The organism is Thermotoga sp. RQ2 (assembly GCF_000019625.1).
In the GTDB taxonomy this organism is placed as follows: domain Bacteria; phylum Thermotogota; class Thermotogae; order Thermotogales; family Thermotogaceae; genus Thermotoga; species Thermotoga maritima.
The window spans coordinates 1,126,775-1,152,003 of the sequence record NC_010483.1 but is presented as its reverse complement, the minus strand read 5'-3'; the positions used below and the strand labels follow the sequence as shown (position 1 = coordinate 1,152,003).

Genomic DNA, 25,229 nt, shown 5'->3' with positions numbered 1-25,229 from the left:
AAATGAAGCTCATGGGGCTTTCCGCAAAAGTGAAGGCTATGAAGTCGAAGATGCTCACCAAAGAGGACTTCAAGAACCTCATGAAAACGAACAGCGTGATAGAGATAGCAGATTATTTGAAACAGCACACACATTATCAGAGGTTCTTGAAAGATGTAGACGTATCGAAGATCCACAGAAGGGATCTGGAAATCCTGTTAAGGGGAGCCATTGTCCATGATCTGTACAGAATCTACTTCTACCTTCCGTACGATATAAGGAAAATCTTTTTCATGTTCGAAAAAAGATTTGAGATCGAAAACGTAAAATTCATCATTCGAATAGTCCATTCCGGATACTTCGAGAACCTCAGTGAGTCAAAACTCTATCCTCTCTATCATAAAAGTGTCGATGAATCCTCGCTTCTCTCAGCAAAAAACATGGAAGAACTCTGGAAAGTACTCGAAAAAACGGAGTATCGCGTGCCACTGGAGAACGCTTACAGGAACTACCAGACCTCTGGAAAGGTTTACTATCTGTTGAACGCTTTGGATCTGTGGTACTTCCTAACGATGAAGAGGAAGCTAAGTGGATCTTCTTTCTGTACAGAGGGAATCAGAGATCTGTTTTACTTACAGATAGACATGACGAACATAGAATGGATATACAGAGCGCGCCTTTTGTTCAAGCTTCAACCTTCCGAAGTTCTGAATTTACTCATTCCACTCAGGGGTTTACTCGAAAGACAGCTTTTCGTGGAGCTTTCCAACGTGTCCTCTACAGAAGAATTTCTCAAAAAACTTTCTCAAACTCCGTATGGAAAGTTCTTCAAGGATGTAAAGGAAGACGATCTGCCGTTCGTTCTGGAAAGAATATGTGATCGAATACTTCTCGATAAAGCGAGGAGGCTATCAAACAATTTGCAAAACGGGTGCGATGTTGCAGGTGGTTACGTCTATATTCGTGAGTACGAATACAAAGATCTCGTGACCATCATAGAAACAAAGAGATACAGCCTGAGTTTTGAAGAAGCCAAAGGATACCTTGTGACTTTTGAGGAGTGATCTGTATGCAAGAGAAACTCAGTGCGTTCAGCATCATAGCACCTGTTGATGAATCCGAAAGATTGCTGAAAAGAATCCTCGATACGGAGAGTGTGGAAATGATTCCGCTGGAGTCTATCCTCGAAGAGGAGACCCTGAATCTTCTTAGAACCCCAGACCATACCTTTTACGATGATATTTACAGCAAGTTCATGAACCTCTACGAGATGATTGGTGAAACACCATCACCGGAACCCCAGAATGTGGACATTTCGAAAATGAATATCTCACTGAAAGATGTGAATGCGTTCATAGAAAAAGTACTTCCCGTTGTTGAAACTCTACACAGAAAAATGAACGATTTGAAGCAGGAAAGAGAAAAGAAAACGAAAGATCTCGAGATAGTTGAAAGACTTCGGATGATAGATGTGAATCTGAAAGATTTAAGAGAATCTGAATTCTTCCGATACCACTTTGGAAACATAGGTAACGATTACGTGGAAAGATTGAAAGAGAGCGTCAAAGATGAAGATGTGTTGATACTGGAAGTAGCAGTCGAGGAGGAAAAAACATGGCTTTTCGTTATCCATCGAAAGGAATTGGACTTGGAGAGCACGTTAACGACAGCCGGTTTCGTGGAGTACTCTCTCTCCGAGAGCTACTCCGGTACTCCTTCTGAAATCTCCTTACAGCTCGAAGATGAACTGAAGGTGCTGGATTCAGAAATAGAGATACTGAATTCAACCATAAGAAGGGAGTTCTACAAGAACAGACGGCTTGTGAAAAATTATTTTGAGTACATCTACATCTTGAAAAATATCCACGATCTCCTCCAAAAAACGAAATCAACGGAGAATTTCCTCGTGATCTCGGGCTGGACAACCCATCAGAACCTGGAAGAAATGAAACGATTCCTGGAATCCAATCCCCGGATGGTTCTCCTGTCGTGCCAACCGAATACGAAACCCCCAACACTCTTGAAAAACAGAGGATTTTTCAAACATTTCGAGTCCATAACACGAATGTTCGGCATACCTTCCAGTGACGAAATAGATCCCACCCCTTTTGTTGCCATAATGTTTCTGGCGTTCTTTGGAATGATGTTCGGTGATGTTGGGCACGGTCTGGTTCTGGCGCTGTTCGGCTTTGGATTGTACTGGAGATTAAAAAACGATCTTCTCTATGTAATTGGATCGGCAGGAGTATCTTCTTCTATATTCGGGATGCTTTACGGGAGCGTATTCGGCTACGAGATCATTCCTTCTATCTGGAAAAGGCCCATGGAAAACATAAACTACTTCCTCGCTTTTTCCATATATATTGGAATAGCCACCATCACGTTCGCAATGATTTTGAACATTGTCAACAATCTAAAAAATCGAGAAAAACGAGAACTACTTTTCAACCACAACGGGATACTCGGACTGCTTTTCTACTGGATCGCCGTCGTATCGGTTTTGATCTTTTTCATGAATGGGTCTTTCCCAAGGTTTGGACTCATATCCATGGGTGTCCTCGTGGGTGTTATGTATGTGTACAGTTTCATATTCACAGAAGCCCCTTTATCAGAAAGAATTGTACAGGCTTTCTTCGAAGTTTTCGAGATTCTAATAAGCTACTTCAGCAACACCCTCTCCTTTGTGAGGCTTGGAGCTTTTGCCTTGAACCACGCCGGACTTTTCCTTGCATTTTACACCATGGCAAAAATGGCAAAGAATCCTGTTGTGACGTTCGTGATACTCTTTCTTGGAAACATCATAATAATCGGTCTGGAGGGACTCGTCGTATTCATTCAGACTTTGAGGCTTGAATTTTACGAATTTTTCACAAGATTCTTCAAAGACAGTGGAAGGGAATTCAATCCAGAAAGATACAAACTCTGATTGGAGGTGTAAGCATGGTTTTTCTGGTAGCAGCGATGATTCTTGTGGTGGCAACGTTGATTGGTGGTTTTTTCCTTTCTAGGAAAACTACCAAGAAAAAAACAGCTTTTGGTATTCTTCTCGGCAACGTGGTTGCGTTTTCATTGATAGTTTTCCTCGCCGTTGTTAGCCTTTCTTCGAGCGCGTTCGCACAGAACGTCCCCACCACACAGGCTCCATCATCGCAATCTTCAAATGGCCTTGGATTGATGGCAGTTGCCCTATCCACAGGACTGGCAGCGGTTGGAGCAGGCATAGCAGTGGGAATGACAGGAGCGGCTTCAGTTGGAGCCATAAGTGAAAAACCAGAACTGCTTGGAAGAACTCTCATTTACGTTGGTCTTGCCGAAGGAATAGTTATATACGGTCTTATCGTGAGTATCATGATACTCGGGAGGTTATGAGATGAGGTTTTTCCTCATCAGTGACAACATAGACACCGCCATTGGTCTTCGGTTGGCAGGTGTTGCGGGTACAGTTGTCCACGGAAGGGAAGAAACACTGGAGGCCTTCAAAAAAGCAATAGAAGACAAAACCATTGGAATCCTCCTCGTCACAGAACTCGCCGCGAAAGAAATACCAGAAGAGATCAAATCACACAAAATTTCCGGGAAACTTCCCCTGGTATTCGTCATACCTGACAGACACGGCTGGCGAGGCGACAGGAATTTCATTACAAGATACGTGGAAGACGTGGTGGGGGTGAAGCTCAATGAATGAGATAGAGACAAAACTTGAAAATCTCTACTCCGTTTTTGAACAACGCTTGAGAGAAATTCGCGAAGAGTTGAAAGAGAAGTACGATCGACTCATTGAAGAAGAGAAGAAGCACATCGAAAAGGAACTCAAAGAGTACGAAGAGACATTGATGAGAAAAGCGGAGCTGGAGAGAAAACAGATGATAGATAGAAAAACTTCCCAGATCACGTCGGAATTGCGAAAAGAGAAACTCCTCTACAAGAAGAAATTGATATCCAGAGTATTCTCATCGTTGAGAGAACGGCTTCTCAATTTGCCCATCGAAGAGAAAAAGATACTTTACAGAAAACTCTACAACGACGCTTTGAGATTGATAGAGAGCGAAGATTTTGTGATAGTCTGCAATCCTGAAGACGCCGAAATCGTTTCTGAAATAGCAGGGGACAAGAGAGTGGAAACGAGCTCAGAAGTAACTGGAGGAATCCTTTTAAAGAAGGACAGAACAATCGTTCGAAGCACCGTGGATACTTTCCTCGAAGAACGAAAAAGCGAAATATTCACCTTCATAACGAAGAAGGCAGGTGAAATATGATGCGTGTTCTGGAAATAAACGGTCCTGTTGTACGCGTTGAAAACACGGAAGGGCTGTTCATGCATGAAGTGATTTACGTTGGAAAGATGAGATTGACCGGAGAAGTGATTGCGCTGGACGAAAAAACAGCGATCGTTCAGGTCTATGAAGAAACCTCCATGCTGGAACCCGGCGAACTCGTTGAGAGAACAGGAAAGATGCTCTCGGTTGCTCTGGGACCGGGGCTCCTTGGAAACATATACGATGGAATACAGCGACCGCTGAAGGTACTTCTTGAAAGCTCGGGGCCTTTCATAGGAAGGGGAATTCAAGCCTTTGGGTTGGACACTGAAAAATTCTGGTCTGTCAATGTGCTGAAAAAAGAAGGAGATAGAGTAAGAGGAGGAGAAGTGATAGCCGAGGTCCAGGAAACGGGTAGTGTGAAGCATAAAATAATGATTCCTCCTCACATAAAAGAAGGGACCTTATTGAATGTGAAACAAAGTGGTGATTACAAAGTAACCGACACTATAGCTGTGGTGAAAACAGAAAACGGAGAAGAGGAAATAAAGCTTTACCAGGAATGGCCCGTTCGTGTCCCGAGGCCAGTGAAGAGGTTTCTGGAGCTTTCGATTCCTTTGATTACGGGACAGAGAGTCATCGACATCTTCTTTCCGATCAGCAAAGGAGGGACCGCTGCCATACCTGGAGGTTTTGGAACAGGCAAAACCATCACACAACATCAGCTGGCGAAATGGGCAGACGCAGACGTGGTCGTGTACATAGGTTGTGGAGAGCGAGGTAACGAGATGACAGAGGTTTTGGAAGAATTCCCTCACCTTCAGGATCCACGTACCGGAAAACCTCTGATGGATAGAACCGTCTTGATAGCCAACACTTCGAACATGCCTGTTTCCGCGAGAGAAGCCTCCATATACACGGGTATCACCATTGCAGAGTACTTCAGAGACATGGGTTACCACGTGGCTCTCATGGCAGATTCCACTTCCAGATGGGCTGAGGCACTGCGTGAACTCTCCGGGAGACTGGAAGAGATGCCTGTGGAGGAAGGATATCCCGCTTATCTTGCTTCCAGAATCGCTCAATTCTATGAAAGGGCCGGTCTTTGTGAGAACCTCAACGGAACCACCGGATCTGTGACCATCATAGGTGCTGTTTCACCTCCAGGTGGAGACTTCTCAGAACCGGTCACACAGCACACGAAGAGATTCGTCAGATGCTTCTGGGCTCTGGATAGAAACCTGGCGTACTCGAGACATTATCCTTCCATAAACTGGATCACGAGTTACAGTGAGTACGCTGAAGTGTTGGAAGACTGGTTCAAGGAAAATGTGAACGAGAAGTGGCCAGAATACCGTCAGGAAGCAATTGACATTCTTGTAGAAGACGATAGGCTTCAGCAGATTATAAAGATAATGGGGGAAGACGTCCTTCCAGACGATCAGAAATTAACGGTGTTGGTGGCCAGAATCATAAAGGTCGGTGTTCTACAGCAAAATGCTTTTAGTGAGGTGGACGCTTTCTGCCCTCCTGAGAAGCAGTTCAGAATTTTGAAGCTCATTGTCGATACATACCGCAGTGCACGAAAGTTCATCGAAAAATCGATTCCTGTTGGGAAAATTCTTCCACCGGAAATCGTTTCAAAGCTCTCTACGCTGAAAGAAAGCAGGAATTTCGAAGAAGAAATCGTAAAAACCGAAAAAATCATCAAAGATCATTTTGAACAGCTTGAAAAACTCTATGCAACAGGAACGAGGTGATACGATGGCTGTGAAAGAACAAACCGGCCTCTCTGAGATAAAAGGCCCAATTATGGTCATGGAAAACGTGAGCGGTGTCCGATACGATGAGGTTGTCGAAATAGTTCTGGAAAATGGAGAAAGAAGAATGGGAAGAGTCATCATAGCGAAAGAAAAAGCGGTCGTGATTCAGGTGTTCGAAGGAACTGACGGGATAGACGTTGGAAAAACGAAGGTTAGATTCCTCGGCAGACCTCTGGAAGTCAAACTCTCTCGTGATCTGCTTGGAAGGACACTCGACGGCCTCGGAAACCCAAGAGACGACCTCGGTGAGATCATTCCTGAAAAAACTATGGATATAAATGGTTCCGCGATAAATCCTGCTGCGAGGGAATATCCCAGAAATTTCATTCAGACGGGTATATCCAGTATAGATGTCCTGATGACTTTGATAAGAGGGCAGAAACTTCCCATATTCGCCGGAAACGGTCTTCCTTACAACAGGCTCGCGGTCCAGATAGCGCGTCAGGCGAAGGTGACAACAGGCGAGGAATTCGCGGTGGTCTTTGGTGCAATAGGACTGAGAAAGGACGATGCTAGTTTTGTGGTGAAGAGTCTTGAGGAAAGCGGAGCTATAAAAAACATGGTCGTGGTTCTGAATCTGGCGAACGATTCCGTGGCAGAGAGAATAGCTACTCCACGGGTAGCTCTCACGATAGCCGAGTATCTTGCCTTCGATCTCGGTATGCATGTTCTGGTCATTCTCAACGATATGACCAACTACTGCGAAGCTCTGAGAGAACTTTCAAACTACAGAGGAGAAGTACCCGGGAGAAAAGGTTACCCCGGGTATCTGTACTCAGATCTGGCTTCCATCTACGAGAGGGCTGGTATCATAAGAGGGAAGAACGGTTCGATCACTCAGATACCGATACTCACTATGCCGAACGACGACATAACGCATCCAATACCTGACCTCACCGGATACATAACAGAGGGACAGATCGTCATGTCCAGAAACCTTTTCAGCAGGGGAATATATCCTCCACTCGACGTTCTATCGTCCCTCTCGAGGCTCATGAAGGACGGAATAGGGAAAGGTTACACAAGAGAAGATCATCCGGATGTCGCTTCACAGCTCTTCTCTGCCTATTCCAGGGTGATGGAGGTAAAATCCATCGCTTCTATCGTGGGTGAAGAGGACCTGCCGGATATCGACAGACTGTATCTCAAATTCGGTGAGGAGTTTGAACACTCTTTCGTGAATCAGGGTTTTGACGAAGAAAGGACGATAGAACAATCCCTGGATCTGGCGTGGAAAACCTTATCGATCCTTCCGAAAAATGAACTCACGAGGATCAAAGAGGAACACATAGAGAAGTACTACAGAGAAGGTGAAAAAACGTGAGTGTGGCTCCAACCCGCGGCAACCTGATCGCTCTGAAAGAACGTCTTTCCTTAGCACTTCAGGGATACGATCTTCTGGAAAGAAAACGAACGGTCATCATGAGGGAACTTGTGAGCCTCATAGAAGAAGCAAGGAAACTTCAGGAGGAATTGCTCAAGGTCTTCGAAAAAGCTTACCGTTCCCTTCAGAGAGCTAATCTGGACCTGGGAATAGAGAGTGTGGAAGAATACGCCAGCGGGATTTCTGAGTTCAGCGCTCTGAAGATCGTTTTCAGAAGTGTCATGGGAGTTGAGGTACCTGAGATGGAAATAGAAGGTTTCGATACGGAAATACCTTACGAGATTTACAGCACAAACGCAGCTCTCGATCAGGCCTATCTCGCCTTCAGGAAAGCGCTCGAGCTGGTAGCAAAAGTTGCGGTGATTGAGAACAAGGTCTATAGACTGGCTTACGAGGCAAAAAAAGTGAAGAAAAGGGTCAATGCTCTGGAGAACGTGGTGATCCCCCAGCTCAAAGAAACGATAAAATACATTCAGGATACCCTCGAAGAACAAGAAAGAGAAGAGTTCTTCAAGATCAAGCGATTGAAAGAAAGGGTGCAGGTTGGAAGAAGATGACTGCGGGTAGAATAAGAATAGACGAGGTTATAAAAGATGGTGAGAAAATCATCGCCGTTTCGAGAACAAGCCCTTTCTATACAGACGGAAAGGGTGGACAGCTTGGTGATAGAGGAAAGATCGGTCCTGCAAATGTTCTGAAGGTGAAGGAAAAGAATGGATACATCCTTCATTATCTGGATGCTCATCTCGAACCGGGTGAGTACGAGTACGAAATAGACCTTGCCAGGAGAAAAGACATCGCCTGTCAGCACACCGCTCAGCACATCCTCTCAGCCGCTTTTCTGAAAGTGGCCGATCTTGAAACGGTGAGTTTCCTCATGGGAGAGAGGGTCTCCACCATAGATCTGAACGCTCCGTTCGTTCTCGAAGATGTTCTGGAAGAAGCTGAGGATCTGGCCAACGAAGTGGTGAGAAGCTGTGAGAGAGTTGAAATTCTCGAGATAGAAAAAGAAGAAGCAGAGAAAATGAACCTCAGAAAACTGCCCAATGTGGAAGGAAAAGTCAGAGTGGTGAAGATAGGAGATTTCGATGTCACCGCCTGCGGAGGGTTTCATGTAGAAAACACTGGAGAAATCGGTCTGATAAAGATCGTGGACACGGAGAAGGTGAAGAAGGTGCTAACAAGGATCTATTTCGTTGCAGGCGATCGAGCCCTGAAAGATTACAGAGAAAAAGATAAACTCTTGAAGTCACTCTCCAGAGTGCTGACCACATCCACAAAGGAACTCCTGAAGAGAGCAGAGAACCTTCTCGAAGAAGTCAAAGAGAAGAGTGCAAAGCTCGACAAACTGTCGGAAAAGTACGCCGAGATTCTCTCAAAAGTAGCAGAACCAGAAAAGATCGGAAAGTACTATCTGTATCACTTCTCTGGAACTCCAGAGGAAATGAAGTACTTACCCAAGTTCCTCGCAGATCGCAAAGACACAATCGTTCTTTTAGAGCATCCTGACCGGGTAGAGATCGTTTCGAACTGGATAGATTGCAGAAAGATCTTCGAGAAATTGAAAGAACAGTTGAACATAGAAGGCGGATCGAGCCAGAAGAGGGCTGTGATAACAGCAAACTCCACTTCGAGAATCGTTGAAAAATTGAGGGAGATATTGAAATGGTTCTGAACTTTGTGGGCACCGGAACCCTCACGAGGTTTTTTCTTGAGTGTTTGAAAGATCGGTGTGAAATAGGATACATCCTGTCCCGCAGTATAGATAAGGCTCGAAACCTTGCTGAAGTTTACGGGGGAAAAGCTGCCACGATAGAAAAGCACCCTGAGTTGAACGGTGTGGTCTTCGTTATCGTCCCGGACAGATACATAGAAACGGTGGCGAACCACTTGAATCTCGGAGACGCTGTTTTGGTACATTGTTCTGGATTTCTCTCGTCGGAGATTTTCAAAAAGAGTGGAAGAGCATCGATCCACCCGAACTTTTCTTTTTCCAGCCTCGAAAAAGCCCTTGAAATGAAAGACCAGATCGTCTTTGGATTGGAAGGAGACGAAAGAGGTCTCGCGGTTGTGAAAAAAATCGCAGAAGAGATCTCCGGAAGGTACTTCGTGATCCCTTCGGAAAAAAAGAAAGCTTACCATCTCGCCGCTGTCATCGCTTCGAATTTCCCGGTGGCACTTGCCTATCTTTCAAAGAGGATATACACTCTTCTTGGTCTGGATGAACCGGAACTCCTCATTCACACCCTGATGAAAGGTGTGGCGGACAACATAAAGAAGATGAGAGTGGAATGTTCTCTGACAGGCCCTGTGAAAAGAGGAGACTGGCAGGTGGTAGAGGAAGAGCGCAGGGAGTACGAAAGGATCTTCGGAAACACCGTGCTCTACGATGAGATTGTGAAGCTGCTCAGGGAGGTGGCAGAAAGTGAACGTCGAGAAGCTCAAGAAGATGAAAGGTAAGGAAAAGATCGTGATGGTCACCGCGTACGATGCTCCCAGCGCCAGAATCGCGAGAGATGCCGGCATAGATGTCATTCTCGTTGGAGACTCCCTTGGAAACAACGTTCTCGGGTACGAAAACACGATTCCCGTAACTATGGAAGAAATGCTGATACACGTGGCAGCCGTGAAAAGGGGAGCCCCAGACGCTTTCATAGTAGCAGACATGCCTTTCCTTTCCTACCAGACTTCCGTGGAAAAAGCTGTGGAGAACGCTGGGAAGTTCTTGAAGGTCGGTGCGAATGCCGTGAAAATAGAGGGTGGAGAGGAATTCGGTGAGCTCGTTCAAAAACTGGTCGAAAGCGGTATTCCGGTGATGGGCCACATAGGCCTCACACCTCAGTTCGTGAACCGTTTCGGTGGTTACAGAGTCCAAGGAAAGACGGAAAAAAACAGAGAATACCTCTTGAGGAGCGCCAGGGAGCTTGAAAAGAGGGGGGCTTTTGCTATCGTTCTGGAGCTCGTTGTTGAGGAAGTCGCTAAGGAGATCACCGAAAGCGTCTCCATTCCAACCATTGGCATCGGTTCAGGCCGTTTCTGTGATGGTCAGGTTCTCGTCTGGCACGACCTTCTCGGTCTGAATCCGGACTTCGCACCTCGCTTTTCCAAGAAATACGCAAACCTGTACGAAGTCATATTGAAAGCTTTGCAAGAGTTCAGAAGAGAGGTAAAAGAGGGTCTGTTCCCCACCGAAGAACATTCATTCACAGATAAATCCAAAGGAGGTGTGTCTTCATGAAGAAGCTTCTGGTGTTCGTTCTGATGCTTGGAGCATTCGTCGGAATTTCACAGCAGTTCAAAGACGTTCCCGTCAACCACTGGGCCTACGAAGCGGTAATGGAGATGTCAAAACTCGGTGTTCTCACTGGAATGCCGGATGGAACGTTCCAGGGTAACTCCTACCTCACCAGGTATCAGGCAGCGGTGGCGTTCTACAGACTCTACAACATACTCAAACAACCTTCTGCGGACGTTTCCGGACTGATAAACAAGGTCTCTACTCTCGAGGATCTCGTCAGCACAGCTTTGATGAAGGTTCAGAACCTATCTGACAATTTTGGGGGAGTAACGTCCGATCTTGAAACTCTCAAGAACGATGTGGCGAACTTGAAAGCCACTCTCGTTGACCTCAAAAACCTCAGAGTCGAAGTCATGAGTCAGGTTCAGAGTCAGTCAGATGAACTCCAGAGCCTGGATGCTAAAGTGAACGAAGCGCTTTCGAAAATCGCCGCTCTCGAATCCAAACTTTCGGGGGACTTCGTGAACAAAGACTACGTCGACAGCAAGATCGCCCAGACCGTCTCGAAACTGAGCGATCTCGAAGGAAGGCTCTCCGCCGTTGAGACGAAAACGGCGAACCTTGAGGCACTAGTGAGAAATTCCGAGGCTTCTCTCAAAGATTACGTGGAAAAAACTCTCAAATCCTACACAGATACTCTCGATCAGAAACTCTCCGAACTCTCTGCCAGTGTCGAGAAAAACAACACCGCTCTGTCTGGAGAGATAGGAAACCTCAAGGTGCTCGTCTCCAAACTCCAGAGCGACCTTGAAACTCAGCAGAAGACGGCAAGAGCTCTCGATGCTCGTGTGAGCGTTCTTGAAGGTCAGATCACGACCGTGAACAGCCGTGTTGAGAGTCTGGAAAAGAGAGTTTCTCAGGTGGAGTCGGCAGTTGACAAGGTGAACTCACTCGAAAGAAGCATGGGAGCAGTCACAGCAAGAGTCACCAAAGTCGAAGAAGAAGTTAAGAATCTCAATCAGAGTAACGCAGAACTCTCCCAGAAAGTTGACGAGGTCGTCTCTTCGAAACCATGGATGGAAGATGTAAACAGCGTGAGCGCCACCCTCAGCAAGAAGATCTCCGATGTTCAGACCATGGCCCTTGCGGGTGTCGCCATCGGAATCGTCGGTGTGATAATCGGTTTTGTGATGGGAAGTGGCAAATGATCTCCTTTTTCAGAGAAGAAAAGGGGGCGCAAGCCCCCTTTTTTGTTCGAGTGGTATAATTTTTTCAAGAAAAAGAAAAACAGAAGAGGTGGAAAGGTGAGTGAATTTCTCACACCTGAAAGGACCGTTTACGACTCTGGTGTACAGTTTCTAAGGCCCAAAAGCCTCGATGAATTCATTGGTCAGGAAAACGTGAAAAAGAAACTCTCCCTCGCTCTCGAAGCAGCGAAGATGAGGGGAGAAGTACTCGATCATGTCCTCCTCGCAGGACCACCGGGACTCGGAAAGACTACCCTTGCACACATAATCGCCAGCGAACTCCAGACGAACATCCACGTTACGAGCGGACCGGTTCTTGTGAAACAGGGAGATATGGCCGCCATCCTCACAAGTCTGGAACGGGGAGACGTTCTCTTCATAGACGAAATACACCGATTGAACAAAGCAGTGGAGGAGCTTCTTTACTCTGCCATCGAAGACTTCCAGATAGACATCATGATCGGAAAGGGTCCGAGTGCGAAGTCCATCAGGATAGACATCCAGCCTTTTACGCTCGTTGGAGCCACGACGAGAAGTGGTCTTTTGAGTTCTCCTCTCAGAAGCAGGTTTGGTATCATCCTCGAACTGGACTTCTACACTGTGAAAGAACTGAAGGAAATCATAAAAAGAGCGGCCAGCTTGATGGACGTTGAAATAGAAGATTCAGCAGCAGAGATGATCGCGAAAAGATCGAGAGGCACACCGAGGATCGCTATAAGACTCACGAAGAGAGTGAGGGACATGCTCACGGTGGTAAAGGCAGACAGAATCAATACCGATATCGTTTTGAAGACCATGGAAGTGTTGAACATAGACGCCGAGGGGCTGGATGAGTTCGACAGGAAGATTCTGAAGACGATCATAGAGATTTACAGGGGAGGACCCGTCGGATTGAACGCCCTCGCCGCTTCACTCGGTGTGGAAGCGGACACTCTGAGCGAAGTTTATGAACCTTACCTCCTCCAGGCGGGATTTCTCGCCAGAACTCCAAGAGGAAGGGTCGCCACTGAAAAGGCTTACAAACACCTGAAGTACGAAGTCCCGGAAAACCGTCTCTTCTGAGGTGATCTCCCATGGGATTGAAAGAAAACCTCGAAAGGGTTCTCAACAGAATGAAAAACGCTGCTCTTCGAGCAAACAGGGATCCCTTCGAAGTGAGGCTCGTAGTCGCTTCAAAATACGCCAGCGTCCAGCAGATGGAAGAACTCGTGTTCCTTGGTATCAGAGAGTTCGGAGAAAACAGAGCGCAGGATCTCGTCAAAAAGAGCGAATATTTCAAGGGCAAACCCATCATCTGGCACTTCATTGGAAGAATACAGACGAACAAGGTGAAATACATCGTACCGAGATGTGAACTGATCCACTCCGTCTGGAGGGAAGAGGAGCTGAAAGAAATAGAAAAAAGGGCAGAAAAACTTGGGAAAATCCAGAAGATTCTCCTTGAGGTGAACGTCTTCAAAGAAGAAACGAAGGCCGGGCTTCTGGTCGAAGAAGTGGAAGAGTTCTTGAAACTCTGTCAGGAATTCCCACACGTCGAAGTTCTCGGCTTTATGACCATGGCTCCCTACGCTGAAAACCCCGAAGAAGTTCGGTGGGGTTTCAGAACTCTCAGAGAGCTAAGGGACGAGCTCGCCAGCAGGTTCAACGGGAACGTGAAACTCAAGGAGCTTTCCATGGGCATGAGCAACGATTTCGAAGTAGCGATAGAAGAAGGAGCAACCATGGTGAGGATTGGAAGCGCCATATTCGAAGGAGGGAAGTGAATGTTCGTGATAGCCAATCTGCTCAGATCGATCGCGGTGGTTCTGAGAACGTTCATATACGTGGAGATTGTGTCCATCGTTGTCTCTGCGATCTTCAGCTGGACCACACCTTACTATTATCACCCTGTAAGAAGGTTCTTTGATGCTTTATCTTCGATCGTTTTGAATCCTATTCGACGCGTTGTGCCTCCAATAGGTTCTGTTGACATATCTCCTATGATTGCCATCTTCATTCTCATGTTCCTGGACGGTTTCCTCGTACAGACCCTCTTCGATCTGGCGGTGAGACTTTCATGAAAATCGCCATTCTTTACAGAGAAGAGCGAGAAAAAGAGGGAAAATTCCTGAAAGAAAAGATTTCAAAAGAACACGAAGTAATCGAGTTCGGTAAAGCGAACGCTCCAGGAAGGGTTACGGCAGATTTGATAGTGGTGGTTGGAGGAGACGGAACCGTGCTCAAGGCAGCGAAAAAAGCGGCCGATGGAACACCAATGGTGGGCTTCAAGGCAGGCAGACTGGGGTTCCTCACATCCTACACCCTCGATGAGATAGATCGATTTCTCGAGGATCTCAGAAACTGGAACTTCCGGGAAGAAACAAGATGGTTCATACAGATCGAAAGTGAACTCGGAAACCATCTCGCCCTGAACGATGTCACCCTCGAACGTGACCTGAGTGGAAAGATGGTCGAAATAGAGGTCGAGGTGGAGCACCACTCTTCCATGTGGTTCTTCGCAGACGGAGTGGTGATTTCCACACCGACAGGTTCCACGGCTTATTCTCTTTCCATAGGAGGTCCCATAATATTCCCGGAATGCGAGGTGCTGGAGATCTCTCCCATTGCACCACAATTCTTTCTCACCCGAAGCGTTGTGATACCCTCGAATTTCAAAGTGGTGGTTGAATCCCAGAGAGATATAAACATGCTGGTGGATGGAGTCCTGACGGGAAAAACAAAACGAATCGAAGTAAAGAAATCCAGAAGATACGTTAGAATTCTGAGACCTCCTGAGTACGATTACGTGACGGTGATAAGAGACAAACTCGGTTACGGGAGGCGTATCGAGTGAATAGACTCTTAAACGAAAAGGTGGAAGAATTCAAGAAAGGCGTTCTCAAAGCGGGATGGTTCATAGAAAAGATGTTCAGAAACTCCATATCCTCACTTGTCGAAAGAAACGAGTCCCTCGCCAGGGAAGTGATCGCAGATGAAGAGGTTGTCGATCAGATGGAAGTGGAGATTCAGGAAAAAGCAATGGAGGTGCTCGGCCTCTTTTCTCCCATAGGAAAGCCCCTTCTCACAGTAACAGCGGGTATAAGGGTGGCAGAGCTCATTGAAAATATAGCCGACAAATGCCATGACATCGCAAAGAACGTCCTTGAACTCATGGAAGAACCTCCCTTGAAACCTCTCGAAGACATTCCAGCCATGGCGAATCAAACTTCAGAAATGTTGAAGTTCGCTCTCAGGATGTTCGCCGATGTGAACGTAGAAAAGTCTTTCGAAGTTTGCAGGATGGATTCGAAGGTTGATGACCTGTACGAGAAGGTGCGTGAAGAACTCTTGCTCTACATGATGGAGTCACCCAAATATGTGAAAAGGGCTCTTCTCCTCTTAGAAATAGCCGGCAACATAGAGATCATAGCCGATTACGCCACCAACATCGTGGAAGTCTCCGTTTACATGGTTCAGGGAGAGGCCTACAAGTGCTACCACGATGAACTCCTTCTCTTCAAAAAATCCGGAGGGGTGCTCTTTGAAAGTTCTGATTAAGTATCTTCTGAAACTCTCCGTTGTCCCTTTCTTGATCGGTCTTGGTGGTTTCATCGTTTTCGTCAGTCTTGAGATTCTCTACCAGCTCTCCGATCTGATAGTGAGGCACAGGGTGGGAATCGAAAAACTCTTTCTCATGCTGTACTACTACCTTCCTTACTTCGTCGCAATGGGTGTTCCCGTTGGAGTACTCCTCGCCATCTTCTGGACGTTCTCACGACTCTCCGAAGAAAGAGAGCTCATGGCCATACAGGTTCACGGAATCTCCCAAAAAAATTTGATCGTTCCCTTTCTGATTCTTGGAGCCCTTCTCTCCATAGCCGTCTTCTTCCTCAGCGATCAAATCGTTCCCGAGTACCAATCAAAAGCAGAAGAAGCAATGTCGAAGTACGTTCTGAAAAAACCCGAGGTTTTTGTCGTTGAAAACGTCATCTCAAAGATAGGAGACGACCAGTATTTCTATGTGGAAAAATACGACGAAAGAACAAGCACGATGTGGAACGTGGTTATTTTCAGATACGGGCATGAAGAGACGATAGTCACCGCAAAAAGGGTGCAGAAAAAAGGTAACGACTGGTACCTCTTCGATGGAAATTACTACACCGTCGATAAAGATGGCTTCTTAAAACTCGACGTGCACTTTTCTGAGATGAAACTGGATATTACAGAAGACATAGAAAAACTCCTTCGTGTGGGAAAGACGCCGAGAGAGATGACTGGAAGAGAACTCAAGGAAAAGATAGAATTCTTCAAAAAAGTGGGAGTGAAACCTTCTCCCTGGGTCGTAGAGCTTCACAGCAGATACGCGAACTCTTTGACGCCGATAGTGATAGTGCTCGTTGGAGTGCCTCTCTCTCTTCTCTTTCAGCTGAGAAGCAAATCCTGGGGTGTGATCTTCACTTTCGTACTCGTTGTCCTTTATCAGGGAAGCGGTGCGTGGCTCAGCGCCATGGGAAAGGAAAATCTCCTCGATCCCGTGCTCGCACCGTGGATTCCAAACATCGTGTTCACGATCGTTGGAACGCTCCTGTTTATCCTTCTCGACACCTTTCTCGCCTACAGAATCACAGAATTTCTCTCGAGACTGTTTTTCGTTGCCTTCATCTTCACCGTCTCTTCTCTTTTTTCATCACAGGTTGTCATAGTGTCCGATCGAATGGAAAGGTTTCCGGAGGAAATGGTCTTTCATGGAAGCGTTGAAATATCGTACAAAGATATGACCGTCCAGGCGAGCGAAGCCACGGTTCAGCTCACCGAAGAAGGGAAAGCGAAAAAACTCGAAGCTTCAGGTGGAGTGATATACAGAAAGGCAGACACGATCTTGATTGGTGAGCATTTGATCTTCTATCTGGAAAATGAAAAAAGCGTTCTTACTCACATTCGGGGAAGCACTGTCCTCGAAATAGAAAAAGAAAAGAAAAAAATTTACCTGTCCGGTGAAGATCTCACCTCTGAAGGCTCGAGAACGATCGTGGACATGGGTTCCATCTCCACCTGCTCGGAAACTCCGCCCCATTACAAGCTCAAGGCCAGGTACATAGAAATAAAAGAGAACGACTACCTCCTGGCAAAGGATGTGGTTTTCTATCTTCTGGAAATACCGCTGTTTTATCAACCCATCTTTTTCACTTCACTATCCGACAAACCGCAACCGTTCTCCGTTGAAGTGGGTGTGGGAGATAACCCGTACCTGAAAACCTCTTACAACGTGTCTTACCCCTCTGGACTACTGTATTTCTCAACCAAAAGTGTATTGAGCGGAGACCTGTCTAAGGAACTCAACTGGAACCACAAGATGGGAAGCTGGTCCATCAATTTAGACTACAAAGAATCGACATCCCACAGCGTTTTGGTGAAGATCTTCGACAGTAAAAACACCTTCCTTTTCTCACAGAAAAACGAAGAGAGAATCTATCAGTTCGAAAGAAAGGAGAAGATCCTGAACGGAAGTCTGAACGTGGTTCTCAAAAAAGAATCGGACGGCGAAGACAGTTACATACTCCCACAAGTAACTGTGAAAAAAGTGAGCGTCAAGACGGGTGTAGGAACTTTTTCTGTGGACAGTTTCAATCACGAAACCCGCATAGAAGATCAAGAAAAGAGGAACTCCGGGTCGGTGAGCCTTTCTTTTCGTTCTGTTCCCTTCTTGCTTTTTCAGTCCGTGAGCGTCAGTACCACTGGAAAGTACTTGTTTGAAAACCAAAACCTCGACGAACGAACGAGCTACCTCAAAACAGATTCCATATGGGATTTTCAGAACCTTTCCCTCGGGAAGTTTCTCGTACTGGATGATAAAATATACGCTGGCGTGTACAGATCGAACGAAGACGGCTACCGTGTTGGAAATCTGTTCACAACCACACTCAGAGTGCCTCTGGGGCCTTTTTCCTTCGAGAGTTACTACAAACTCTTCACGGTTTCCGGAGAAAACCTCAGAAAGTTTTCCCAGAATGAATCAAAAAACGAGGTGGATCTGAAAGTATCGTTCTCTTATGAAAATTTCAAATCTTCCTTAGAAACAACCTACGATTTCCTCGAAAAGGAGTTCTCGGATCCGTATCTCAAAACCTCTTACTCATTCAAAACAGGAGATATCACTCACACTGTGGACTCCACTACCCGGTTCGTTCTGGACGAGATCAGCAGAAGTTACACCACCTGGAACTTCCAGCAGAGAATGGGAGCTTTCCTGAACAGATTCTACTTCACCTACTACTACAGAGAACCACACGTTAAATACGTCGAGGATCAGATGAGGATATACGGAAAGAATTTCCTTTTCATGGAAAACCCGCGAATAACCGCGTACACAAAGCTGAACGTTGATCCCTTTGAACTGGATGAATTCTGGATACGCGGGACGTTTAAAAAAGGAGAGTCCACCCACTCTTTGAAAATGAGTTATTCCAGTGACAACCTGGAATTTTCTTATCAGACAAAGAACGGTGATCCGGCACTGGAAATATCTTTTTCATTAAAGGACTGGAACGTGGAGAAGTTTTCTCTGTCTGTTGAAAAGGCTTTGCACTGTCTTGGAACGAAGATTTCAACTTCATTCGGCAGGAATTTCACTCTTGAGAGTTTCTCCATTCTTTTCTTCATAAGAGATTTTCCGAACAGCGGTATCGGTTTCGACACGGAAGAAGGGATAGGGCTCAACGTTTTTTGAGAGGTGAGAACATGCGTGTTCCCCCGCACAACTTAGAGGCCGAAGTTGCTGTGCTCGGAAGCATATTGATAGATCCGTCGGTAATAAACGACGTTCTTGAAATTTTGAGCCACGAAGATTTCTATCTGAAAAAACACCAACACATCTTCAGAGCGATGGAAGAGCTTTACGACGAAGGAAAACCGGTGGACGTGGTTTCCGTCTGTGACAAGCTTCAAAGCATGGGAAAACTCGAGGAAGTAGGTGGAGATCTGGAAGTGGCCCAGCTCGCTGAGGCTGTGCCCAGTTCTGCACACGCACTTCACTACGCGGAGATCGTCAAGGAAAAATCCATTCTGAGGAAACTCATTGAGATCTCCAGAAAAATCTCAGAAAGTGCCTACATGGAAGAAGATGTGGAGATCCTGCTCGACAACGCAGAAAAGATGATCTTCGAGATCTCAGAGATGAAAACGACAAAATCCTACGATCATCTGAGAGGCATCATGCACCGGGTGTTTGAAAACCTGGAGAACTTCAGGGAAAGAGCCAACCTTATAGAACCCGGTGTGCTCATAACGGGACTACCAACGGGATTCAAAAGTCTGGACAAACAGACCACAGGGTTCCACAGCTCCGATCTGGTGATAATAGCAGCGAGACCCTCCATGGGAAAAACCTCCTTCGCACTCTCAATAGCGAGGAACATGGCTGTCAATTTCGAAATCCCCGTCGGAATATTCAGTCTCGAGATGTCCAAGGAACAGCTCGCTCAAAGACTACTCAGCATGGAGTCCGGTGTGGATCTTTACAGCATCAGAACAGGATACCTGGATCAGGAGAAGTGGGAAAGACTCACAATAGCGGCTTCTAAACTCTACAAAGCACCCATAGTTGTGGACGATGAGTCACTCCTCGATCCGCGATCGTTGAGGGCAAAAGCGAGAAGGATGAAAAAAGAATACGATGTAAAAGCCATTTTTGTCGATTACCTTCAGCTCATGCACCTGAAAGGAAGAAAAGAAAGCAGACAGCAGGAGATATCCGAGATCTCGAGATCTCTGAAGCTCCTTGCGAGGGAACTCGACATAGTGGTGATAGCGCTTTCACAGCTTTCGAGGGCCGTAGAACAGAGAGAAGACAAAAGACCGAGGCTGAGTGACCTCAGGGAATCCGGTGCGATAGAACAGGACGCAGACACAGTCATCTTCATCTACAGGGAGGAATATTACAGGAGCAAAAAATCCAAAGAGGAAAGCAAGCTTCACGAACCTCACGAAGCTGAAATCATAATAGGTAAACAGAGAAACGGTCCCGTTGGAACGATCACTCTGATCTTCGACCCCAGAACGGTTACGTTCCATGAAGTCGATGTGGTGCATTCATGATAGAATTTTCTTGAAAAAGACCAGGGAGGTGTTCGACGTGGACATAAAGGCCTACAAAGAAAGAGTGGAAAAAGCGGTTGAATATCTGAAAGGTCAGATCGATGAAACACCCGAAATAGCGATAATACTGGGTTCTGGTCTTTCCGTCATAGCGGATGAGGTGGAAAAGGAGGGAACCTCCAAGAAGATACCCTACAGCGAGATACCAGGATTTCCCATTTCCACAGCTCCGGGTCACAAGGGTGAGCTGATCTTCGGAAAACTCTTTGGAAAGAACGTCATGCTGATGAACGGAAGGTTTCACTACTATGAAGGATATTCAATGAAGGAAGTCACATTCCCCATCAGAGTGATGCAGCTTCTCGGTGTTGAAATTCTGATTGTTACCAACGCCGCTGGTGGGTTGAATCCGGATTTCGAAGTGGGAAGACCCATGATCATAACCGATCACATCAACTTCATGGGTGACAATCCTCTCATAGGTCCTAACGTGGATGAGTGGGGTCCCAGGTTTCCGGACATGTCGGAACCCTACGACAAGGAACTCATAGAACTCGCCTACAACAGTGCAAGAGAACTGGGAATTCCCGTCTATCAGGGTGTCTATGTGGCCGTTACAGGTCCGTGCTTCGAAACGCCCGCTGAGCTCAGAATGCTCAGAAAATTCGGGGCCGATGCAGTTGGAATGTCAACCGTTCCGGAAGTCATAGTGGCAAGACACGGTCAGATAAGGGTCCTTGGAATTTCTGCCATCACCGACAGGGCCGTCCCTGAAGATCTCAAGCCACTCACCGCAGAGGAAGTCCTGGAAGTCGCTGAGAAGACGGGAAGAAAGATCGCTCAGATCATCTTCGAGGTCGTCAGAAAGCTCTGAGGTGAAAAGATGGTTCTCAAGGGGATCCTCTACAGCACGATCGCGGGAATGGCAACCTCGCTCGGTGCGTTGCCGTTCCTTTTTTTAAAACCGCACCACACAAGTGATAAGGTGATCGACTCTTTCTTGGGGTTCGCTGCCGGTGTCATGCTGGCTGCGAGTGCCTTCAGCTTGGTCGCTCCCTCCCTCGAAATGGGAGGAATCGTCAGATTCCTGATAGGCTTCGTCCTGGGTGGTCTTTTCGTCAACCTCGCAGACAAACTCATTCCCCACGAACATCTGCTCAAAGGTCACGAAGGGCCTGACACCAAAAGACTGAAAGGTGTGTGGCTCTTCATCATCGCCATCACAATACACAATTTTCCCGAAGGAATGGCGGTGGGGGTTTCCGCCTTCACACCTCAGGCCCTCGCAATCGCCATCGCAATCGGGGTTCAGAACATTCCCGAAGGAGCCGCCGTGATGGCCTCTCTGATACCCATGAAGTACAAAAAAGGCAAAGCCTTTTTGATAACTTTCCTCACAGGACTCGTCGAAGCGATAGGTGGTCTCCTCGGCGCGGGAATCGTGTCGATCTCCCAACGACTTCTTCCTTACATGATGGCCTTCGCTGCTGGTGCAATGATATACGTTGTCAGCGACGAAGTGATTCCGGAAACCCATTCGAAGGGGAACGAACTGCTTTCCACGTGGTGGATTATGGTGGGATTCCTGGTGATGGCTTCCCTCGACGTGGCACTGGGGTGATGCAGGTGCGTATCGAAAGAGTGGAAAGAATTGAAAGTGAACTGGAAGAACACGTGGGAGATCAGACTTTTGTGGAAGAATCAAGATTTTTGGAGGAAGACGAACAGGGAGAAGGGAAAATTCTCGATCAGATCATCTTCGTCGATGGCAAAAGAAGAAGCTTTGTGCGGATAACAACAGACGAAGGGATCACCGGTATATTCGCGGAACTCTGTGTTGGAGCGGTCATCTGGGATAGAGAAGGTGGTACAAAAACGCTCTTCTCTCCAGACAAACCACCAGTCAAAGAGAGAGTCCTTGGATTTTCCCAGAGCTTCCAAGAAGAAGGATACGAGGAAGTCGGAGGTATTCTCTTCAAAGTTGTAAAAGAAGGCAAAGACGCCATGCAATCGATAGATCTGTACATGAGGTCCTTGGAGATAGAAGAAGTGAGAAAGCACATGGACAAAAACACTCTCATCGTGAAGGATGGACCAGCTGCCCGGGAACTTCCGTTCGAGGAAAACGTGGGACCCATCGGTCTTGTGAAGAACATCGGTGTCACCGAGTTGAGCAAAGAGGACTTCAAGAAACTGCGCTTTCTCAAAAAGGGAGAGCGAAGCAAGATGTTCGTTTCATCGAGGGAAACACCTCTGAAAAAAGTAGGAGCGTACGTGAAACTGATCGATGGAGAAGGTATAAGGGGTCTTGTCAGGTTAGAAACCTACGTGAAGGACGATGATCAGATCCCGTACGTCAGAAAAGTGTTCGACGATCTGGCAAAGACGTTACCACATCTCACGGCAGACCTTCCCATCCCAAGACTTCCGGAAAATATTCTTCCGATACAGTTTCTGGAAGAGAACCTATCGTACTATCTCACCGACAAGAACTACATGAACACGAGACTGTTCGCCTACATCGGGAGATGAAAGAGTGGAAAAACTCTTCAGATTCGAAGCAGAACCGGAGAAACTGCCACCGGCCGTTCTCGCGTACCTGGGAGATGCCGTTCTGGAGCTCATCTTCAGATCGAGATTCACAGGAGATTACAGAATGTCCGTCATACACGAGAGGGTCAAGGAACACACTTCGAAACACGGTCAGGCATGGATGCTGGAGAATATATGGAATCTCCTCGGCGAAAAGGAGCGAGAAATAGTTAAAAGAGCGATGAATTCGAAGGCAGCAAAAAGACACGGGAACGACCCTACATACAGAAAGAGCACCGGTTTCGAAGCTTTGATCGGGTATCTATTCTTGAAAAGAGAATTCGACAGAATTGAAGAACTACTCCGGGTGGTGATGGATCTTGAGAGTCTACGGAAGAAAAATCCTGGAGGAAGCGCTCAGGAATAACGTTCCGATAAAGAAAGTATTCTTCCAAAAAATGCAGAACCCAGGCAGTTACTTTCTCTCCCTCGTGGAAGAAGTCGAAAAGAGAGGTATCAAGTACTCTTTTGAATCAGAAGAAAAGTTGAAGAACCTCTCAGGAACAAAGAAGCATCAAGGGGTTGTTTTCGATATAGAAGAGTACCGGTACAGTTCTGTAGAGGAAATTCTTGAAGCAAAGACTCCACCCTTGATAGTTCTTCTCGATCAGATTCAGGATCCACACAACCTCGGTGCAATCGTGAGGACATCCGTGGGAGCAGGAGCGAACGGAATTATCATCCCAAAGGACAAGTCAGTGAAGGTAACAGAAACCGTCGTGAAGGTTTCGGTTGGAACGGTTTTCAGAGCCAGAATCGCCGTTGTGACCAATCTGGCAAGAACGATAGAAGAGTTGAAGGAAAAAGGTGTCTGGACTTACGCTTCAGACATAGACGGTACACCCATCTACGAGGAAGATTTCACCTTCCCCACCGCCTTCGTCTTTGGTAACGAGGGAGAAGGCATCAGAAGACTCGTGAGAGAGAAGTGCGACAGAGTGGTCACCATTCCGATGGAGAACGACATAGATTCTCTGAACGTTTCGGTGAGTGTGGGAGTGGTTCTCTTCGAAGCTGTGAGACAGAGGAGGATGAAAGGTGCTGGATAAAATAGAACTCTTCATTTTAGATATGGACGGGACTTTCTATCTGGACGATTCGCTTCTTCCCGGATCTTTGGAATTCCTGGAGACTTTGAAAGAGAAAAACAAAAGATTCGTCTTTTTCACCAACAACTCCTCGCTCGGCGCACAGGACTACGTGAGGAAGCTGAGAAACATGGGAGTGAACGTGCCGAACGATGCCGTTGTAACCTCTGGAGAAATCACTGTGGAGTACATGCTGAAACGGTTCGGAAAGTGCCGTATCTTTCTTCTGGGAACCCCTCAGCTGAAGAAGGTCTTCGAGGCTTACGGACACGTCATAGATGAGGAAAATCCGGATTTTGTGGTCCTGGGTTTCGACAAAACACTGACGTATGAAAGGCTGAAAAAAGCCTGTATTTTACTCAGAAAGGGAAAATTCTACATAGCCACCCATCCGGACATCAACTGTCCCTCGAAAGAAGGACCCGTTCCAGACGCTGGAAGCATCATGGCAGCGATAGAAGCCTCGACGGGAAGAAAGCCAGACTTGATCGCTGGGAAACCCAATCCACTGGTTGTGGATGTGATATCCGAGAAGTTCGGTGTTCCAAAAGAAAGAATGGCAATGGTAGGAGACAGGCTGTACACGGATGTGAAACTGGGAAAGAACGCCGGGATAGTCTCCATTCTCGTTCTCACCGGTGAGACTACCCCGGAAGACCTTGAAAGGGCTGAAACAAAACCGGATTTCGTCTTCAAAAACCTTGGAGAATTAGCCAAGGCTGTCCAGTAGCTTCATTTCCTCTTCGGAAAGTTTGATCTCCGCTGCTTTTAGATTCTCCCTGAGATGTTCTACACTGCCGGCCTTTGGAATGGCAACAACATTTGGTTTTGCGAGAAGCCACGCGAGCATAATCTGATAGATGGTTGCTCCATGATTCTTCGCTATTTCTTCGAGTGTTCTCTTCGTTTTTTCTGAAAGAAGAGTTCTTCTCAGTGGAGAGTAGGCCACCAGGGTCACTCCGTTCTTTTGGCAGAACTCGAGAAGTCCATCTCTTTCTGGATCTCTGTCTTCTATGTTGTACTTGACCTGATCGCAGACTATGGGTTCTTGAGACTTGCTGATGGCCTCCTCGAGGAGTCTTCTGTCGAAATTCGAAACTCCTATGTACCTGATGAGCCCCTGCCTGACGCCCTCTGCCATTGCGGAAAGGGTCTCTTCGAGGGGAATCTCTGGATTCGGCCAGTGAATCAGGTAAAGATCCACGTAGTCCGTGTCGAGTCGTTTGAGGGTGTTCTCGAGGGAGCGCAAAAGATCGTCCCTTCTCAGATGCGTCGGCCACACCTTGGACACTATGAAAAGATCCTCACGCCTGAAATCCTTTATCGCCTTGCCGATGAGTTCCTCTGTGTGCCCTCCACCGTAGTACTCTGCCGTGTCTATGTGTGTGTATCCCATTTTGATCGCCGTCTTCAAAAGCTCAACCATCTCTTCGTCTCTGGAGTAATCGGGTGTTTCAAAACCGCCGATACCCCAAGTGCCCAGACCCAGAGCTGGAATCTCTTCTGCTGTTCTTCCAAGTTCTTTGTATATCATTCCAACCACCTCCTG

At 46.8% G+C, this 25,229-nt stretch carries 26 protein-coding genes; 25 read left to right on the top strand and 1 reads right to left on the bottom strand.

Translation table 11 applies throughout. The features are described from left to right. Positions 1-2 precede the first annotated feature (2 nt). The 25 genes from TRQ2_RS05690 to TRQ2_RS05570 all read left to right on the top strand — a co-directional run bounded on the left by TRQ2_RS05690 (position 3) and on the right by TRQ2_RS05570 (position 24,410). Entirely contained in the window at positions 3-1,043 is a 1,041-nt protein-coding gene (locus TRQ2_RS05690) for a V-type ATPase subunit (protein ID WP_012310943.1), read from the top strand. 5 nt (positions 1,044-1,048) lie between these two features. Further along, positions 1,049-2,905 carry a V-type ATP synthase subunit I gene (locus tag TRQ2_RS05685; RefSeq protein ID WP_012310942.1) on the top strand — a complete coding sequence of 619 codons (1,857 nt, stop codon included), beginning with the start codon at positions 1,049-1,051 and terminating at the stop codon, positions 2,903-2,905. 14 nt (positions 2,906-2,919) lie between these two features. Continuing rightward, a complete protein-coding gene (locus TRQ2_RS05680) occupies positions 2,920-3,348 on the top strand; it encodes an ATP synthase subunit C (protein ID WP_012310941.1) in 429 nt (142 codons plus the stop codon). A gap of 1 nt (position 3,349) precedes the next feature. Next, positions 3,350-3,664, top strand: a complete 315-nt coding sequence (locus tag TRQ2_RS05675) for a V-type ATP synthase subunit F (RefSeq protein ID WP_012310940.1) — start codon at positions 3,350-3,352, stop codon at positions 3,662-3,664. Beyond that, positions 3,657-4,235, top strand: coding sequence for a V-type ATP synthase subunit E family protein (locus TRQ2_RS05670; protein WP_012310939.1), 579 nt, complete (start codon positions 3,657-3,659; stop codon positions 4,233-4,235). The genes TRQ2_RS05675 and TRQ2_RS05670 overlap by 8 nt, the downstream gene beginning before the upstream one ends. Further along, positions 4,235-5,995 carry a V-type ATP synthase subunit A gene (locus TRQ2_RS05665; RefSeq protein ID WP_012310938.1) on the top strand — a complete coding sequence of 587 codons (1,761 nt, stop codon included), beginning with the start codon at positions 4,235-4,237 and terminating at the stop codon, positions 5,993-5,995. The genes TRQ2_RS05670 and TRQ2_RS05665 overlap by 1 nt, the downstream gene beginning before the upstream one ends. Positions 5,996-5,999: 4 nt before the next feature. After that, positions 6,000-7,382, top strand: a complete 1,383-nt coding sequence (locus TRQ2_RS05660; protein WP_012310937.1) for a V-type ATP synthase subunit B — start codon at positions 6,000-6,002, stop codon at positions 7,380-7,382. Beyond that, positions 7,379-7,999, top strand: a complete 621-nt coding sequence (locus TRQ2_RS05655; protein WP_012310936.1) for a V-type ATP synthase subunit D — start codon at positions 7,379-7,381, stop codon at positions 7,997-7,999. The genes TRQ2_RS05660 and TRQ2_RS05655 overlap by 4 nt, the downstream gene beginning before the upstream one ends. After that, on the top strand, positions 7,996-9,117 hold the full coding sequence (locus TRQ2_RS05650) for an alanyl-tRNA editing protein (protein ID WP_012310935.1): 1,122 nt from the start codon (positions 7,996-7,998) through the stop codon (positions 9,115-9,117). Before TRQ2_RS05655 ends, TRQ2_RS05650 begins: the two co-directional genes overlap by 4 nt. Further along, on the top strand, positions 9,108-9,902 hold the full coding sequence (locus tag TRQ2_RS05645) for a Rossmann-like and DUF2520 domain-containing protein (RefSeq protein ID WP_012310934.1): 795 nt from the start codon (positions 9,108-9,110) through the stop codon (positions 9,900-9,902). The genes TRQ2_RS05650 and TRQ2_RS05645 overlap by 10 nt, the downstream gene beginning before the upstream one ends. After that, entirely contained in the window at positions 9,868-10,680 is an 813-nt protein-coding gene (panB, locus tag TRQ2_RS05640; RefSeq protein WP_012310933.1) for a 3-methyl-2-oxobutanoate hydroxymethyltransferase, read from the top strand. Before TRQ2_RS05645 ends, panB begins: the two co-directional genes overlap by 35 nt. Then, complete coding sequence (locus TRQ2_RS05635) at positions 10,677-11,888, top strand: S-layer homology domain-containing protein (RefSeq protein ID WP_004082244.1); 1,212 nt, start codon at positions 10,677-10,679, stop codon at positions 11,886-11,888. Before panB ends, TRQ2_RS05635 begins: the two co-directional genes overlap by 4 nt. Positions 11,889-11,984: 96 nt before the next feature. Beyond that, positions 11,985-12,989, top strand: coding sequence for a Holliday junction branch migration DNA helicase RuvB (gene ruvB / locus TRQ2_RS05630; RefSeq protein WP_011943578.1), 1,005 nt, complete (start codon positions 11,985-11,987; stop codon positions 12,987-12,989). A gap of 11 nt (positions 12,990-13,000) precedes the next feature. Further along, positions 13,001-13,690, top strand: coding sequence for a YggS family pyridoxal phosphate-dependent enzyme (locus TRQ2_RS05625; RefSeq protein ID WP_011943579.1), 690 nt, complete (start codon positions 13,001-13,003; stop codon positions 13,688-13,690). Beyond that, positions 13,691-13,987, top strand: a complete 297-nt coding sequence (locus tag TRQ2_RS05620) for a YggT family protein (protein WP_004082248.1) — start codon at positions 13,691-13,693, stop codon at positions 13,985-13,987. It abuts the gene before it with no gap. Next, on the top strand, positions 13,984-14,760 hold the full coding sequence (locus TRQ2_RS05615) for an NAD(+) kinase (RefSeq protein ID WP_012310932.1): 777 nt from the start codon (positions 13,984-13,986) through the stop codon (positions 14,758-14,760). Before TRQ2_RS05620 ends, TRQ2_RS05615 begins: the two co-directional genes overlap by 4 nt. Further along, positions 14,757-15,464 (top strand): phosphate signaling complex protein PhoU, encoded by a 708-nt coding sequence (gene phoU, locus TRQ2_RS05610; RefSeq protein ID WP_004082252.1) that lies wholly within the window; start codon positions 14,757-14,759, stop codon positions 15,462-15,464. Before TRQ2_RS05615 ends, phoU begins: the two co-directional genes overlap by 4 nt. Further along, positions 15,448-18,633 (top strand): LptF/LptG family permease, encoded by a 3,186-nt coding sequence (locus TRQ2_RS05605; RefSeq protein WP_012310931.1) that lies wholly within the window; start codon positions 15,448-15,450, stop codon positions 18,631-18,633. Before phoU ends, TRQ2_RS05605 begins: the two co-directional genes overlap by 17 nt. Before the next feature lie 11 nt (positions 18,634-18,644). Further along, the gene (gene dnaB, locus TRQ2_RS05600; RefSeq protein ID WP_004082256.1) at positions 18,645-20,000 is read left to right on the top strand and encodes a replicative DNA helicase; all 1,356 of its coding nucleotides are present in this window, start codon (positions 18,645-18,647) and stop codon (positions 19,998-20,000) included. A gap of 37 nt (positions 20,001-20,037) precedes the next feature. Further along, a complete protein-coding gene (locus tag TRQ2_RS05595; protein ID WP_004082258.1) occupies positions 20,038-20,874 on the top strand; it encodes a purine-nucleoside phosphorylase in 837 nt (278 codons plus the stop codon). 9 nt (positions 20,875-20,883) lie between these two features. Further along, positions 20,884-21,621 carry a ZIP family metal transporter gene (locus tag TRQ2_RS05590; protein ID WP_004082259.1) on the top strand — a complete coding sequence of 246 codons (738 nt, stop codon included), beginning with the start codon at positions 20,884-20,886 and terminating at the stop codon, positions 21,619-21,621. Further along, entirely contained in the window at positions 21,621-22,532 is a 912-nt protein-coding gene (locus TRQ2_RS05585; RefSeq protein ID WP_012896324.1) for a DNA double-strand break repair nuclease NurA, read from the top strand. The genes TRQ2_RS05590 and TRQ2_RS05585 overlap by 1 nt, the downstream gene beginning before the upstream one ends. 4 nt (positions 22,533-22,536) lie before the next feature. Continuing rightward, the gene (locus tag TRQ2_RS05580) at positions 22,537-22,959 is read left to right on the top strand and encodes a Mini-ribonuclease 3 (protein ID WP_011943583.1); all 423 of its coding nucleotides are present in this window, start codon (positions 22,537-22,539) and stop codon (positions 22,957-22,959) included. Beyond that, a complete protein-coding gene (gene rlmB / locus TRQ2_RS05575; protein WP_011943584.1) occupies positions 22,913-23,641 on the top strand; it encodes a 23S rRNA (guanosine(2251)-2'-O)-methyltransferase RlmB in 729 nt (242 codons plus the stop codon). The genes TRQ2_RS05580 and rlmB overlap by 47 nt, the downstream gene beginning before the upstream one ends. Then, entirely contained in the window at positions 23,631-24,410 is a 780-nt protein-coding gene (locus tag TRQ2_RS05570) for an HAD-IIA family hydrolase (protein ID WP_012310930.1), read from the top strand. The genes rlmB and TRQ2_RS05570 overlap by 11 nt, the downstream gene beginning before the upstream one ends. Here the strand turns inward: TRQ2_RS05570 and TRQ2_RS05565 are convergent. After that, positions 24,390-25,214: an aldo/keto reductase gene (locus TRQ2_RS05565; protein WP_011943586.1), complete on the bottom strand. Its 825-nt coding sequence runs from the start codon at positions 25,212-25,214 to the stop codon at positions 24,390-24,392. The genes TRQ2_RS05570 and TRQ2_RS05565 overlap by 21 nt on opposite strands. Positions 25,215-25,229: the final 15 nt, after the last annotated feature.

Bases quoted from the DNA above. Each gene is read 5' to 3' on its own strand.
- TRQ2_RS05650 (WP_012310935.1), top strand. From the start codon at position 7,996: ATGACTGCGGGTAGAATAAGAATAGACGAGGTTATAAAAGATGGTGAG.
- TRQ2_RS05645 (WP_012310934.1), top strand. From the start codon at position 9,108: ATGGTTCTGAACTTTGTGGGCACCGGAACCCTCACGAGGTTTTTTCTT.
- TRQ2_RS05670 (WP_012310939.1), top strand. From the start codon at position 3,657: ATGAATGAGATAGAGACAAAACTTGAAAATCTCTACTCCGTTTTTGAA.
- dnaB (WP_004082256.1), top strand. From the start codon at position 18,645: ATGCGTGTTCCCCCGCACAACTTAGAGGCCGAAGTTGCTGTGCTCGGA.
- TRQ2_RS05690 (WP_012310943.1), top strand. From the start codon at position 3: ATGAAGCTCATGGGGCTTTCCGCAAAAGTGAAGGCTATGAAGTCGAAG.
- TRQ2_RS05590 (WP_004082259.1), top strand. From the start codon at position 20,884: ATGGTTCTCAAGGGGATCCTCTACAGCACGATCGCGGGAATGGCAACC.
- TRQ2_RS05665 (WP_012310938.1), top strand. From the start codon at position 4,235: ATGCGTGTTCTGGAAATAAACGGTCCTGTTGTACGCGTTGAAAACACG.
- TRQ2_RS05685 (WP_012310942.1), top strand. From the start codon at position 1,049: ATGCAAGAGAAACTCAGTGCGTTCAGCATCATAGCACCTGTTGATGAA.
- TRQ2_RS05585 (WP_012896324.1), top strand. From the start codon at position 21,621: ATGCAGGTGCGTATCGAAAGAGTGGAAAGAATTGAAAGTGAACTGGAA.
- TRQ2_RS05620 (WP_004082248.1), top strand. From the start codon at position 13,691: ATGTTCGTGATAGCCAATCTGCTCAGATCGATCGCGGTGGTTCTGAGA.
- TRQ2_RS05675 (WP_012310940.1), top strand. From the start codon at position 3,350: ATGAGGTTTTTCCTCATCAGTGACAACATAGACACCGCCATTGGTCTT.
- TRQ2_RS05635 (WP_004082244.1), top strand. From the start codon at position 10,677: ATGAAGAAGCTTCTGGTGTTCGTTCTGATGCTTGGAGCATTCGTCGGA.
- TRQ2_RS05680 (WP_012310941.1), top strand. From the start codon at position 2,920: ATGGTTTTTCTGGTAGCAGCGATGATTCTTGTGGTGGCAACGTTGATT.
- TRQ2_RS05625 (WP_011943579.1), top strand. From the start codon at position 13,001: ATGGGATTGAAAGAAAACCTCGAAAGGGTTCTCAACAGAATGAAAAAC.
- TRQ2_RS05660 (WP_012310937.1), top strand. From the start codon at position 6,000: ATGGCTGTGAAAGAACAAACCGGCCTCTCTGAGATAAAAGGCCCAATT.
- TRQ2_RS05565 (WP_011943586.1), bottom strand. From the start codon at position 25,214: ATGATATACAAAGAACTTGGAAGAACAGCAGAAGAGATTCCAGCTCTG.
- TRQ2_RS05615 (WP_012310932.1), top strand. From the start codon at position 13,984: ATGAAAATCGCCATTCTTTACAGAGAAGAGCGAGAAAAAGAGGGAAAA.